Genomic DNA, 13,576 nt, shown 5'->3' with positions numbered 1-13,576 from the left:
TCACGCCCGTGCCTGGCCGCACGGGCCGGACGGTTGACACTCCCAGGGCTGGTGGCGCACTGTCGAAGCGCTTCGACAGCGGATCGGCAGATGGGGCGTGCATGAAGTTCAGCGACGGATACTGGCAGCTGCGCGACGGGGTGCACGCGCTGTACCCCGTGCACGTCCGCGACGTGGCCGTCGGCGCGCGCAGCCTGTCGGTGTACGCGCCGGCCAGACGGGTCACCGGCCGCGGCGACACCCTCAACACGCCGCTGTTCACGGTCGACTGCAGCACCCCCGCGCCCGACGTCGTCGCCGTCAGGGTCAGCCGGCACACCGGCGGGCGGCGGCGCGGGCCCAGCTTCCGCATCGACGCCGACCCGGCCGCCGACGCGAAGGTGACCCGCGACGAGGAGTCCGTCACGTTCACCGCCGGCGCGCTCAGCGCACGCTTCGCCCTCGGCGACCGGTGGCGCCTCGACTTCCTCGCCGAGGGCCGCGTCCTCACCGGCAGCGCGCCGAAGGCCCTCGCCGCGCTGCGCACCGGCGACGGGCACTTCCTGCGCGAGCAGCTCGACCTCGGCGTCGGCGAGGTGGTGTACGGCCTGGGTGAGCGCTTCGGCCCCCTGGTGAAGAACGGCCAGACCGTCGACGTCTGGAACGCCGACGGCGGCACCAGCAGCGAGCAGGCGTACAAGAACGTGCCGTTCTACCTGACCAGCGCCGGCTACGGGGTCTTCGTCAACGACCCGGGGCCCGTGTCGTTCGAGGTCGGCTCCGAGGCCGTCTCACGGGTGCAGTTCAGCGTGCCCGGGCAGGTCCTGGAATACCTCGTCATCTACGGCCCGGCCCCGCGCGACGTCCTGCGCAAGTACACGGCGCTGACCGGGCGCCCGGCGCTGCCGCCCGCGTGGTCGTTCGGCCTGTGGCTGTCCACGTCCTTCACCACCTCGTACGACGAGGCGACGGTGACGGACATCGTGGACGGCATGGCGGAGCGGGGGCTGCCGCTGTCGGTGTTCCACTTCGACACGTTCTGGATGCGCGAGTTCCACTGGTGCGACTTCGAGTGGGACCCGGTGACGTTCCCCGACCCGGCCGGCATGCTGGCCCGGCTCAAGGCGAAGGGGCTGCGGATCTGCGTGTGGATCAACCCGTACATCGCGCAGCGCTCGGCCCTGTTCGCCGAGGGCGCCGCGCGGGGCTACCTGGTGCGGCGCGAGGACGGCGACGTGTGGCAGTGGGACCAGTGGCAGGCCGGGATGGGCCTTGTCGACTTCACGGACCCGGCGGCGAAGGCCTGGTTCCAGGACAAGCTGCGCCGGCTGCTGGACCTCGGCGTCGACTGCTTCAAGTCCGACTTCGGCGAGCGCATCCCCACCGACGTCGTGTGGGCCGACGGCGCCGACCCGCTGCGGATGCACAACTACTACACGCACCTCTACAACGAGGCGGTCTTCGAGGTCCTGCGCGAGCACCGCGGCGAGGGTGAGGCGGTCCTCTTCGCCCGGTCCGCGACCGCCGGCGGCCAGCAGTTCCCCGTGCACTGGGGCGGCGACTGCAGCGCCACCTTCGCCTCGATGGCCGAGAGCCTGCGCGGCGGGCTGTCGCTGGCGATGACCGGGTTCGGGTTCTGGAGCCACGACATCGGCGGCTTCGAAGGCACCCCCGACGCCGCCGTCTTCACGCGGTGGATCCCGTTCGGGCTGCTGTCGTCGCACAGCCGGCTGCACGGCAACGAGTCCTACCGGGTGCCGTGGCACTTCGGCGACGACGCGGTCGCCGTGCTGCGCGAGTACACCCGGCTCAAGGCGCGGCTCATGCCGTACCTGTACGGCGCCGCCGTCGCCGCGCACCGCGAAGGGCTGCCGGTGCTGCGACCGATGGCCCTGGAGTTCCCCGACGACCCGGCGTGCGCGCACCTGGACCGGCAGTACATGCTGGGCGGCGGCATCCTCGTCGCGCCCGTGTTCAGCGCCGACGGCGACGTCACCTTCTACCTGCCGGCGGGGCGGTGGACCGACCTGCGCGGCGGGGAGGTGCTGACCGGGCCCGGCTGGATCCGCCGCCGGTACGGGATCGGCGACCTGCCGGTGCTGGTGCGGCCCGGCTCGGTCGTGCCGCTCGGCGCGCGCGACGACCGCCCCGACTACCCATACGCCGACGGCGTCACCCTGCGGGTCCACGAACTGCCCGACGGCGCGGGCACGACCGTGGACATCCCTTCGCCGCAGGGCGGTCCCAGTGCAACCTTCACGGTGCGCCGGGCCGGGCCGACCGTCGAGGTGCGTCGCGACGACGGAAGCGCGGCGCCCTGGCGGGTGCAGCTGGCCGGTATCGACACGGTGGCGGCCGTCGATACCGGCCGGCTCACCCACACCGTCACGCCCGACCCCGCCGGGGTGATCGTCGCCGCCGGCGCCGAGGTCGAGCGGCTCACCATCACGCTTTCCTAGGGTGAACCGGCATCCGCCGCGGCCCGGACATGGTGTTCCGGACCGCGGCGGCCCTGCCGTCCCCGAGCCACCCGCGCGCCGGATCCGCCGGCGCCCGCGCCCGCTACGACGTCGCGGGACGGCGCCGGGACCCGGGCCCGACGGCGCGTGCGGCGGCGGCGCTGTCCCGGACCACCAGCGCGGGCGGCAGCAGGGTCGCCTCCGGGACGGGCCGGCCGTCGAGCTTCGCCATGACCAGCTCCACCGCGCGGCGCCCGATCTCCTCCGCCGGGATGCGCACCGACGTGAGCCGCGGCTTGCCGCGGTCGGCGACCTCGTCCGGGCAGATCGCCACCACCGACACGTCCCGCGGCACCCGCCGGCCGAGCGCGGCGAACGCGTCCAGCAGCGGCGGCACCGTCGGCTCGTTGTGCACCACCACACCGGTCAGGTCCGGGTGGCGCTCCAGCAGCCCCCGGACCGTCGCCAGGACCGCGTCGGGGGTCGGCTCGCACGGCACGGTGGTCCCGCGCAGCCCCCGGCGGCGCAGCGCCTCGTCGAACCCCGCCGCGGTGCGGCTGGCGAAGCCGAGCTCACGCTCGTACACCTCGGGCGGCGAACCGACAAGGGCGACGCACTCGTGACCGAGGTCGGCGAGATGCTCGGCGCACGCCGCGCCGGCCGCCGCGAAGTCCAGGTCGATGCAGGTGAGCCCGTCCGCGTCGGCGGGGAACCCGATGAGCACCGACGGCCGGCTCAGCGCCCGCAGCCGCGGCAGCCGCCGGTCGTGCAGCTCGACATCCATCACGATGAGCGCGTCGGCGAGCGCGCTCGCGGCGACCCGCTCCAGGCCCTGCTCGCCCTCGTCCTGGGTGAGCAGCAGCACGTCGTGGTCGAAGCGGCGGGCCGCCGTCACGACCGAGATCACGAACTGCATCAGCACCGGCACGTACAGGCCGGTGTAGAGCGGCATGATCAGCGCGATGACGTTGGAGCGGTTGCTGGCCAGGGCGCGCGCGCCGGCGTGCGGGTGGTAGCCCAGGACGTCGATGGCGGCGAGCACCCGCCGGCGGGTCTCCTCGGAGATCGTCCGCTTGCCGCTCAGGACATACGACACGGTGCTCGGGGACACCCCCGCCTGCCGCGCCACGTCACCGATCGTCGCCATGCCAACCATTCCTGTCCGCCCCGGGCCTGCCCGCACGACAGTATGCGACGCACGGCGTCTTTGTCGCGGTGGGTACGAAATTTCCGGACCCATGTAAATTGACGACGATAATGCGAGCATCAATGAATTTCCGCTGATTGGACTACCCTTTCACCACCCCTAACGAGTGCTCGTCCCTTCCCCTTCCAGCGGCTCGGAAGCTACGCTCCCGGCACCGCTCATCATCGCTTTTTGATCGATGGGTGAATATGCGGAAAGGAGATCGCCATGAAGGCTGTCCGTTCTCTCTAAATCGTTGCCGGGACTCGATGCCGCTGCTACGACGTTTGGGGGCCGCTGTGCCGCACCGGATCACCGTGCCCTTCGAAGGCGAGGGCAGCGGCGTCGGGGAACTCACCTGGGGACAGTTCGCCGCGTGGCGGTCGATGGGGGTGGTCGAGGCCACCGAATGGGCCGGCGGCACGATGGCCCTCGCCGCCGGCACGACCGTCAGGGACGTCGCGACGACGCTCGGGTTCATCATGAGCCGGCACCAGTCGCTGCGGACCCGCCTGCTCGCCTCGGGCTCCGCCGCGCCGCCCCGGCAGATCCTGGCCTCCTCCGGCTCCGTCACGCTGGAGGTGTACGACGACGACGGTGACCCTTCGCGGCTCGCCGCAACGGTCCGGGCCCGGTACGAGGCGGCGCCGTGGGATCCGTATACGGATTGGCCGGTGCGAATGGCGGTCGTCGCTTCGCCCGGCGGCGACGCGCTGTGGTTCGTCGCGCTGTACTGCCATATGGTCATCGACGGGTACGGCTTCGAGGCGCTCATCGCGGACCTCGCCAACCTCGACCCGGTGACCGGCCGCCACCTCGCGCCCGTCGCCGGCGTCCAGCCCCTGGCGCTCGCCGCCGCCCAGCAGGGTGCGTCCGCGCGCCGGCAGCATCAGGCGTCGCTGCGGTACTGGGAGAAGCAGCTGCGGTCGATCGAGCCGCGCCGCTTCCCGGTGCCGCTCGCACCACAGCCAGAGCGGTGGTGCGAGGCGACGCTCACCTCGCCCGCGCTGCGGCTCGCCCTCACCGCGGTGGCCGCCCGCACCCAGGTGCACTCCGGCACGGTGCTGCTCGCGGCGTACGCCGTGATGGTCGGCCGCCTCTCGGGCCTGCCGGCCGGGGCGTTCCGGATCGTGGTCAGCAACCGCTTCCGGCCGGGGTTCGCCGAGTCGGTCAGCAACCTGGCGCAGGCGGGGCTCGCGGTCATCGACACCGCCGGGGCGGACTTCTCCGAGGTGGTCGCCCGGACGTTCAAGAGCCAGCTGACCGCCGGGATGTACGCCTACTACCATCCTCGCGACCTGTGGGCGCTCGTCGACCGGGTCGCCGCCGAGCGCGGCGTGGACCTGGACACCGGCTGCTACTTCAACGACCGCCGCCGTTCCGCCGCCGGTTCGTCGTCTTCGCCGGTTTCGCCGTCCGGGATCGCCGCCGCGGTGGCGGACAGCGCGCTGCGGTGGGGGCCGGGCTCCAACGAGTGGGACGCGACCTGCTTCCTGCACGTGGACGCCGCCCCTGACGCGGTCGACCTCACCTGGCGGGTCGACACGGCGGCCGTCTCGCCCTCGATGCTGGAGACCTGCCTGCGCGGCATCGAGTCCCTGGTCGTGTCCGCCGCCCTCGACCAGCCCGCAATGGTCTGACATCAGCGCTTTTCCTCAGTCCCGGCGCGACACTGCCGATGCGGCCAATGCGTTTCCCGGTCACCGCTTTCCCGGTCACCGCCCTTGTCGCCGCTAGGACGTCACATGAGCACAGACACCACCCCCGTCGAGGTGACGGTCCGTCGCAGCCCCCTCGCCGGCTGGGTCGCCGACCGGTCGGTCGGGACGAAGAACCTCATCGGCATCGCGCTCGTGGCGCTCGTCGCGATCGGCGTCAGCATCCTGTCGATCACGAACATGTCGCAGCTCAACGACCGGCTCGGGCAGCTCAAGACGCGGCACCTGGAGAGCGTCGAGCAACTCGTCGTGATCCGGCAGGGCGTCAGCGAGAACTACCGCGGCCAGTCCCTCGTCTCGTGGTCGGCCTACGACCCGTCCCTCGGCCCGCGCGGCACCCAGGCGATCGACGGCGGCGACACGATGATCGACGAGGCGATCGCGAAGTACCGCACCCGGCTGGCCGGCTCCGCCGTGCGGGAGGCCGCCCTGAACGACTTCGCGAAGGCGTACACCGACTACAGCAACCTCCGCGACGTGGTCGTGCTCAACAAGACCCCCGCGGCCGGCGTCACCGTGCCCACCGACCCGGCCGCCCGCAACACCCTGTGGCAGGGCCTCGAGGCGCAGATGAACACCGCGCTGGCGAAGCTCCAGCAGCAGGAGACCACCGAGTCCGACACGATGGCGGCCGCGGCCCGCGCCGACTACGCGAGCGCCCGCAACTGGACGATCGGCTCGCTCGTCGCCGGCCTGCTCCTCGCCCTCGCGCTCGCGCTCGGCATCGCCCGGCGGATGAACCTGCAGCTGCGCTCGGTCTCCCACACGCTGCGCGGCGTCGCCGACGGCGACCTGACCCTGCGCGCCGACGTGTACGCCCGCGACGAGCTCGGCGCGATGGCCGCCGCGATGAACCGGGCCAACGAGAGCGTCGGCCGCACCGTCCAGACCCTCGCCGCCGCGGCCGGCACCCTCGGCGCGAGCACCGGCCGGCTGACGAGCGTCACGACCCGCATCGCCGACAGCGCCAAGGCCGCCGCGGCCCGCGCGAACGTCGTGGCGGGCGACGCCGGCACCGTGTCGCACAACGTCCAGACCGTCGCCGCCGGCTCCGAGGAGATGGGCGCGTCGATCCGCGAGATCGCCCAGAACGCCAACGACGCCGCCCGCGTCGCCTCCGAGGCGGTCGGCGTCGCCGAGTCCACGAACCGCACCGTGTCGAAGCTCGGCGACTCCTCCGCCGAGATCGGCAACGTCGTCAAGGTGATCACGTCGATCGCCGAGCAGACGAACCTCCTCGCCCTCAACGCCACCATCGAGGCGGCCCGCGCCGGCGCGGCCGGCAAGGGCTTCGCGGTCGTGGCGAGCGAGGTGAAGGACCTCGCACAGGAGACCGCCCGCGCCACCGAGGACATCTCCCGCCGCGTCGAGGCGATCCAGTCCGACACCGCCAACGCCGTCGGCGCCATCGGCGAGATCAGCCGGATCATCGCCCGCATCAACGACTACCAGCTCACCATCGCCTCCGCCGTCGAGGAGCAGACCGCCACCACGAGCGAGATGAGCCGCAGCGTCGGCGACGCCGCCCACGGCGCCGCGAACATCGCCGGCAACATCGCCGGCGTCGCGGACGCAGCCGACACCACCACGTCCACCCTCACCGAGGTCGACGCCACGGTCGCCGAACTCAACACCCTCGCCGCCGACCTCCAGCACGCCGTCGGCAGGTTCCGCATCTGACCGCGTGACGTGGCGACGCCGGCAGGATGACCGGGCGCCGTTGCCGTGGACCGCGGTGGAAAGCGGCTGCCCGGCGCCGTCCTGGTGCGGTCTCCCGCTCCGCCGGACGGGCGGGCCCTGGCGTGTGACGCGGGCGTGTGACGCGGGCGGTGCGGTGGGGCGGGCACCGGAAATTCGGGGATGCCTGAAGCTGTGTGGCACATGGTACTGTGTGGCGCATGGTAGGCGGGGCCGGCGAGAAGCTGGAGCAGGAGCTGCGGCGTGGTGTCGTCGTCCTCGCGGTGCTGTCCCAGCTGCGGACGCTGCGGTATGGGTATGAGCTGCGCCAGTCCCTCGTGGAGCGGGGGATGCCGATCGAGGAGGGCACCCTCTATCCGTTGCTGCGCCGGCTCGAGGCGCAGGGGGTGCTGCGCAGCGAGTGGCGCACGGCCGAGGGGCCGCCCCGGCGCTACTACGCGCTCAGCGACGACGGGGCGAAGCTCTTCGAAGGGCTGACCGCCACCTGGCGCGGCCTCAACACGGCGATGGACGACCTCCTGGAAGGCGAACATGACCGCTGACGAGCTCATCGACAACTATGTGGCCGACGTGGTCGGTCTCCTGCCGCGCGCCCAGCGCCGGGACGTGGCGCTGGAGCTGCGGGCGCTGCTGGCCGAGGAGGTCGCCGCGGCCGGGGACGACAGGGCCCGCGAGCTTTTGGAGGCGTTCGGCCGCCCGGCGGAGGTCGCCGCGCGGTATGGCCCGCCGGTGACCCTGATCGATCCCGCGGACACCCGGCGGTTCCTGACCCTCGCGGGTGGGGGAGCGGCGCTGATCGCGTACGCGGCGGTGCTGCACGAGCTGACCGAGCGGACCGGGCCGCAGCGCGACGTGGAGCGGGCGGTGCAGCAGTCGCTGCCCGTCATGCTCGCATGGCTGGGGCTGCTCCTGGCCGGCTTCGCCATCGCCGCGTGGAGGCGCCGTCGCCGGCCGGACAAGGGCTGGCGGCCGAGGAGCGTGCCCACCGACCGGATCAACCGGGCCGGGCACGCGGCCGCGCTCGCCTTCTTCGTCCTCGGCACGCTCGTCCTGCTGGATCCCGCGCGGGCCGTCGGAGCGATCGCCCCTGCCGCGCGGGAGGGGTTCGTCTACGACGAGGGGTTCCTGCGCGTCCGCGGGCCGGTCGTGCTCGCGGTGCTGGTCGTCTCGCTGCTCATCGAGGCGGTCCTGGTGTGGCAGGGGCGGTGGCGGCGGCTGCTGCACCGGGTCGACGTCGTGCACGGCCTGGTCATGTGCGCCGTGCTCACCTGGGTCCTCGGCGCCGGGCCGGTCTTCGCCGCGGCCGTGACCGACGAGGCCGCCAAGGGCTGGGTGGGCCTCCTCGTCCTCGTCGCCGCGGTCGACCTCGCCGTCAAGACCCACCGGCTGAGCGTCAGGCATGCCATGGGCCACTGAGAGCGCTCTCTTGACGGGGCGGCCTGCGGCTTTGTAGGTTCGACGAAAGTCAATCCGGAAAGGTTGTTTACGGACACCGCCATGTCCTGTAGGAGGTTCGCTCAATGCACGTCTCCGTCAAGGCTCGCTCCCTGCTCATGCTGGGTGCGACCGTTCTGACGTTCCTCACCGCGGTCGCGGTGCGGGACGCGAGCACCAATGCGGCCGACGCCGCCATCGGCGGGCTCACGTGGTCCGACGAGTTCGACGGCGCGGCCGGCAGTGCCCCCGACGCCGGCAAGTGGAAGCGTGACATCGGCGGGGGAGGCTGGGGCAACAACGAGCAGCAGTACTACACGAACAGCACGAGCAACGCCTCGCTCAACGGTGCCGGGCAGCTGGTGATCACCGCCCGCCGGGAGAACCCGGCGAACTACCAGTGTCACTACGGCACCTGCCAGTACACGTCGGCCCGCCTGCTCACGCAGGACAAGTTCACCCAGGCGTACGGGCGCTTCGAGGCCCGGATGAAGCTGCCGCGCGGGCAGGGGATCTGGCCGGCGTTCTGGATGCTCGGCGCCGACATCGGCAGCAACCCGTGGCCGAACAGCGGCGAGATCGACATCATGGAGAACATCGGCAAGGAGCCGAACACCGTGCACGGCACCATCCACGGCCCGGGCTACTCCGGCGCCGAGGGCATCGGGGCCGGGTACACGATCGGGCAGCCGTTCGCCGACGCGTTCCACACGTTCTCGGTCGAGTGGGAGCCCAACGTCCTGCGCTGGTACGTGGACGGCAACCTCTACCAGACCCGCACCCCCGCGGACCTGGGCGGCGACCGGTGGGTCTTCGACCACCCGTTCTTCATGCTGCTGAACCTCGCGGTCGGCGGCTACTGGCCGGGCTACCCCGACGGCACCACCCAGTTCCCGCAGACGCTCACCGTCGACTACGTGCGGGTGTACGCGTACACCAGCGGTGGCGGCGGGGGCGCCGGGCCGATCATCGGCCAGGGCAGCAACCGGTGCATCGACATCCCGTCGTCCAACGCGGCCGACGGCAACCGGCTGCAGATCTGGGACTGCAACGGCACGGGCGCGCAGCAGTGGACGTTCAACGCGGACGGCTCGGTGCGGGCGCTCGGCAAGTGCATGGACGTGTCCGGCGGCGGCACCGCCGACGGCACGGTCGTGCAGCTGTGGACCTGCAACGGGTCCGGCGCCCAGAGGTTCACCCTCAGCGGTGCGGGCGACCTGGTGAACATCCAGGCGAACAAGTGCGTGGACGTGCAGAACGTGGCCACCGCCAACGGCTCGAAGCTGCACATCTGGACCTGCAACGGCGCCAGCAACCAGAAGTGGCGCAGATAGCGGGTTCATGAGCACCGCTGACGGCGCCGGCAACCAGAAACGGCGCCGCTGACGGAAACGACGGTGGCGCCGGATCTGGAACCGTCAGGTCCGGCGCCACCGCAGCGAGGGCGATCTCCGCGCCGCGCCGGAACAGCTCGGCGACCTGCGGCGACAGCGGTACGTCCGCAGCGTTCTGCACCATGCGGGTCCGGAACCGCGAGTATTTCGGTGCAGGTTGGACTGGCGCGAGGCGGCGGCGGTGGCGCATCGTCGAGTCATGAGCGAGCATCTCGACGTCATCGTCGTCGGGGCGGGCATCTCCGGTATCGGCGCCGGCCGGTACCTGCGCACGATGCTGCCCGGGAAGACGTTCGCGATCCTGGAGGGCCGCGCCGCGTCCGGCGGCACCTGGGACCTGTTCCGGTATCCGGGTATCCGCTCCGACTCGGACCTGCACACGTTCGGCTACGAGTTCAAGCCGTGGCGCGACGAGGAGTCCATCGCCACGGCGCCGCGGATCCTGGCGTACCTGCGCGAGACGGCGACCGAGAACGGCCTCGACGCGCACATCCGCTACCACCACCGGGTGCGCGGCGCGCGGTGGTCGACCGCGGAGGCCCGCTGGAGCGTCGACGTGGAGCGCGCGGACACCGGCGAACGCGTGCGGCTGACCGCCGGGTGGCTCTTCTGCGCGGGCGGCTACTACCGGTACGACGAGGGCTACACCCCGCACTTCGAGGGCCGGGACCGCTTCCCGGGGCCGATCGTGCACCCGCAGCAGTGGCCCGGGGACCTCGACCACGCGGGGAAACGGGTCGTGGTCATCGGCAGCGGCGCGACCGCGGTCACGCTCGTCCCGGCCCTCGCCGCCACCGCCGCGCACGTGACGATGCTGCAGCGCACGCCGTCCTACGTGATGCCCGTCGCGAAGAAGGACCCCGTGGCGAGGGTGCTGCGGCGGTGGCTGGGCGAGGAGCGCGGCTACCGGGCGACCCGCCGCAAGAACATCGCCCAGCAGCGCGCGATCTGGCGGTTCTGCCGGCGGTTCCCGAAGGCGGCGCGGCGGCTGATCCGGTGGGTCAACGCGAAGCAGCTGCCGGCCGGCTATCCGGTCGACGAGCACTTCAACCCGCCCTACGGCCCGTGGGACCAGCGGCTGTGCGCCGTTCCCGACGGTGACCTGTTCAGGGCCATCCGCCGGGGTACCGCCACCGTCGTCACCGACCGGGTCACGACCTTCACCGAGCGCGGGGTGCTCCTGGCATCGGGCCGCGAGCTGGCGGCGGACGTCATCGTCACCGCGACCGGTCTCCAGGTGCAGGCGATGGCGGGGCTGTCGCTCGCCGTCGACGGTGTCCCGGTGCGGCTGCCGGACACGGTGGCGTACAAGGGGATGATGCTGTCGGGGGTGCCGAACCTCGCGTTCGCGATCGGCTACACCAACTCGTCGTGGACGTTGAAGATCGGGCTGCTCTGTGAGCATTTCTGCCGGATCCTGGCGCACATGGACGCCGCGGGCGCCGACGTGTGCCGGCCCGAGCTGAGCGACCCCGCGATGCCGACCCGCCCGTTCCTCGACTTCGCCGCCGGCTACGTCCAGCGCGTCGTCGACCAGCTGCCCCGAGCCGGGGACCGCATGCCCTGGCGCACCTCGATGGACTACCACTCCGACGTGAAACTGCTGCGCGCCGGCCGGGTCGACGACCCGGAGCTGCGCTTCACCCGCAGCGACGCGACGGTGGCGGCATGATGGGACCGGAGCATGGCGGAGGTGGCGGTGTGAGCGGGCCGGAGCGTGGCGGAGGTGGCGGTGTGAGCGAGGATCGATTTGTCGAGGTGCCCGGCGGACGGCGGATCTGCTACCGGGTCGACGGGCCGGACGACGGGCCGCCGCTGCTGCTCATCGCCGGGCTCGGCCTGGACCTGACGTCGTGGCCGCGGCGGATGCTCGACGGGTTCACCGGCCATGGGCTGCGCGTCATCCGGCTCGACAACCGTGACGCCGGTCGCTCGACCCGCGTCCAGGCGCGGCCGCCGAGCATGCTGCGGCAGCTGTTCGCCCGTCCGGTCCCCGGCGCGTACGACCTGGGCGACATGGCTGGCGACGTGGACGCGCTCCTGGAGGACCTCGGCACCGGGCCGGTGCACGTGCTCGGCATGTCGATGGGCGGGATGATCGCGCAGACCCTCGCCGCCCGGCATCCCGGCCGGGTCGCGACGCTCACGTCGGTCTTCTCCACGACCGGCGACCGGAAGGTCGGCCAGCCGGCGCCGTCCACGATGCTGCGGATGGCGAAGCGCCCCGCCCGCACGGTGGAGCAGGCCGTCGAGCGGCACCTGTCGCTGCTGCGGCACATCGGGTCGGCCGAGTTCCCGCCGGACGACGCGGAGGAACGCGCCTGGGTCGCCGGGATGTGGGACCGCGGGTCGGGCCGGCCGAACGCCGCCGGGGTCGGCCGGCAGATCGGCGCGATCCAGGCGTCCGGCGACCGGACCGCGCAGCTGCGCGCGATCACCGCGCCGACGCTCGTCATCCACGGCGACGCCGACTTCATGGTGCACCCGAGCGGCGGCCGGGCGACGGCGGCGGCGATCCCGGGCGCCAGACACGTCGAGATCCCCGGCATGCGCCACCACTTCGCCCCGGGTGTCGTGGACCGCGTCGTCGCCCTCACCACCGACCACATCACCACGACCGCCGGCGCTCCGTCGCAACCGGCGGGGGCGGCCGCGGGGCTCGCGGACCGCCCTGCGGGCGGTGCAGCGGTCGCGGGAGTCCCGGCCCGGACCGCAGACGCGGGCGTCGCGGGCGGGGCGGTTCCGGACCGGACCGCGGGCGCCGGAGTCGCGGGCGGGGCGGCGGCCGCAGTCGCCGCGACCGTTCAGGACCGGGCCGCGCGTTCGACGTCGACGTAGCGGCCGATGCCGTCGGCCACGGTGACGTCCGGGTTGAGCGTGTCGTCGAGAAGGCGGAGCGCCGCGACGTCCGGGCCGGGGTGCTTGGCCGTGAAGCGGGCGAGGTTGCGACGCCAGTCGGCGTAGCGGCGGGCCGTCATGCCGCCCCGCTCCCACGTGTACAGCACCGCCTCCGGGTCGAAGGCGAAGGCGAGGCCGTGGCGGCGCAACCGGTACCCGAGCTCCGAGTCCTCCAGGCCCCACCCGGTGAACCCTTCGTCGAACCCGCCGACCGCCAGGAGGTGCTCGCGGCGCACCGACAGGTTGCAGCTGAACGCGTACAGCCAGCAGGTCTCCAGGGCGTCCAGATCGCCGCCGAGCCGGTCCAGGACCCACACCCGGATGTCGCGGACCGCGGCCGGCTGTCCCGCGAACGACCAGTCCCGCAGGAACGCCTCCAGGGGGAGCTCCCCGTCGCCGAGGCGGTGGCGCGGGCCGGTGAGCACCAGGTCCGGCCGGCGCTCGTGGTGGTGGACGTGCCGGGCGAGGAGGTCCGGCGGGAACACGTGATCGGGGTCGATCATGACGACGAGGTCGCCGGACGCCCGCCCGATCCCCGTGTTGCGCGCGGCCGAGCGCCCGGAGGCGGCCGTTCGCGGCTTGTGGACGTACACCAGCCGCAGACCCTCGTCGATGGTGCCGATCAGCGACCGGGTGCCGTCGTCGGACCCGTCGTCGACGACCACGACCTCCAGGGTGTGGCCGCCGAGCTCCTGCCGCCGCAGTGCGGTCAGGCAGCGGCCGAGCGCCGCGCCCGCGTTGTAGCACGGCAGGACCACGCTCACACGCATCGACAAACCTCCAAATAGATGGGTGCCAGGCTCTAAGCTG

10 protein-coding genes are annotated in these 13,576 nt (G+C 72.6%); 8 read left to right on the top strand and 2 right to left on the bottom strand.

Annotation, left to right across the window (positions count from 1 at the left end):
- Positions 1 to 101: 101 nt before the first annotated feature.
- A complete protein-coding gene (gene yicI / locus ABZS58_RS10625) occupies positions 102 to 2,438 on the top strand; it encodes an alpha-xylosidase (RefSeq protein ID WP_354779855.1) in 2,337 nt (778 codons plus the stop codon).
- Between the two features lie 103 nt (positions 2,439 to 2,541).
- On the opposite strand, the gene ABZS58_RS10620 is transcribed toward yicI, so the two are convergent.
- Positions 2,542 to 3,585 carry a LacI family DNA-binding transcriptional regulator gene (locus ABZS58_RS10620; RefSeq protein ID WP_354779853.1) on the bottom strand — a complete coding sequence of 348 codons (1,044 nt, stop codon included), beginning with the start codon at positions 3,583 to 3,585 and terminating at the stop codon, positions 2,542 to 2,544.
- 338 nt (positions 3,586 to 3,923) lie between these two features.
- On the opposite strand from ABZS58_RS10620, the gene ABZS58_RS10615 reads away from it, so the two are divergent.
- From ABZS58_RS10615 to ABZS58_RS10585, 7 genes are all read left to right on the top strand, one after another.
- Positions 3,924 to 5,264 carry a condensation domain-containing protein gene (locus ABZS58_RS10615; RefSeq protein ID WP_354779851.1) on the top strand — a complete coding sequence of 447 codons (1,341 nt, stop codon included), beginning with the start codon at positions 3,924 to 3,926 and terminating at the stop codon, positions 5,262 to 5,264.
- Positions 5,265 to 5,369: 105 nt separating this feature from the next.
- The gene (locus ABZS58_RS10610) at positions 5,370 to 7,022 is read left to right on the top strand and encodes a methyl-accepting chemotaxis protein (RefSeq protein ID WP_354779849.1); all 1,653 of its coding nucleotides are present in this window, start codon (positions 5,370 to 5,372) and stop codon (positions 7,020 to 7,022) included.
- 218 nt (positions 7,023 to 7,240) lie between these two features.
- A complete protein-coding gene (locus tag ABZS58_RS10605) occupies positions 7,241 to 7,582 on the top strand; it encodes a PadR family transcriptional regulator (protein ID WP_354779847.1) in 342 nt (113 codons plus the stop codon).
- Positions 7,572 to 8,456: a hypothetical protein gene (locus tag ABZS58_RS10600; RefSeq protein WP_354779845.1), complete on the top strand. Its 885-nt coding sequence runs from the start codon at positions 7,572 to 7,574 to the stop codon at positions 8,454 to 8,456. Before ABZS58_RS10605 ends, ABZS58_RS10600 begins: the two co-directional genes overlap by 11 nt.
- Before the next feature lie 104 nt (positions 8,457 to 8,560).
- Positions 8,561 to 9,808 carry a family 16 glycosylhydrolase gene (locus tag ABZS58_RS10595; protein ID WP_354779843.1) on the top strand — a complete coding sequence of 416 codons (1,248 nt, stop codon included), beginning with the start codon at positions 8,561 to 8,563 and terminating at the stop codon, positions 9,806 to 9,808.
- 259 nt (positions 9,809 to 10,067) lie between these two features.
- The gene (locus tag ABZS58_RS10590) at positions 10,068 to 11,540 is read left to right on the top strand and encodes an NAD(P)/FAD-dependent oxidoreductase (protein ID WP_354779842.1); all 1,473 of its coding nucleotides are present in this window, start codon (positions 10,068 to 10,070) and stop codon (positions 11,538 to 11,540) included.
- A gap of 62 nt (positions 11,541 to 11,602) precedes the next feature.
- Positions 11,603 to 12,706 (top strand): alpha/beta fold hydrolase, encoded by a 1,104-nt coding sequence (locus tag ABZS58_RS10585; RefSeq protein ID WP_354779841.1) that lies wholly within the window; start codon positions 11,603 to 11,605, stop codon positions 12,704 to 12,706.
- On the opposite strand, the gene ABZS58_RS10580 is transcribed toward ABZS58_RS10585, so the two are convergent.
- Entirely contained in the window at positions 12,673 to 13,536 is an 864-nt protein-coding gene (locus ABZS58_RS10580; RefSeq protein ID WP_354779839.1) for a glycosyltransferase, read from the bottom strand. The two genes, ABZS58_RS10585 and ABZS58_RS10580, sit on opposite strands and share 34 nt — an antisense overlap.
- Between the last annotated feature and the right edge of the window lie 40 nt (positions 13,537 to 13,576).

Origin of the sequence: Dactylosporangium sp. NPDC005555 (assembly GCF_040605635.1) — a bacterium.
Lineage (GTDB): Bacteria > Actinomycetota > Actinomycetes > Mycobacteriales > Micromonosporaceae > Dactylosporangium.
This window is presented reverse-complemented; position numbering and strand designations above follow the sequence as displayed.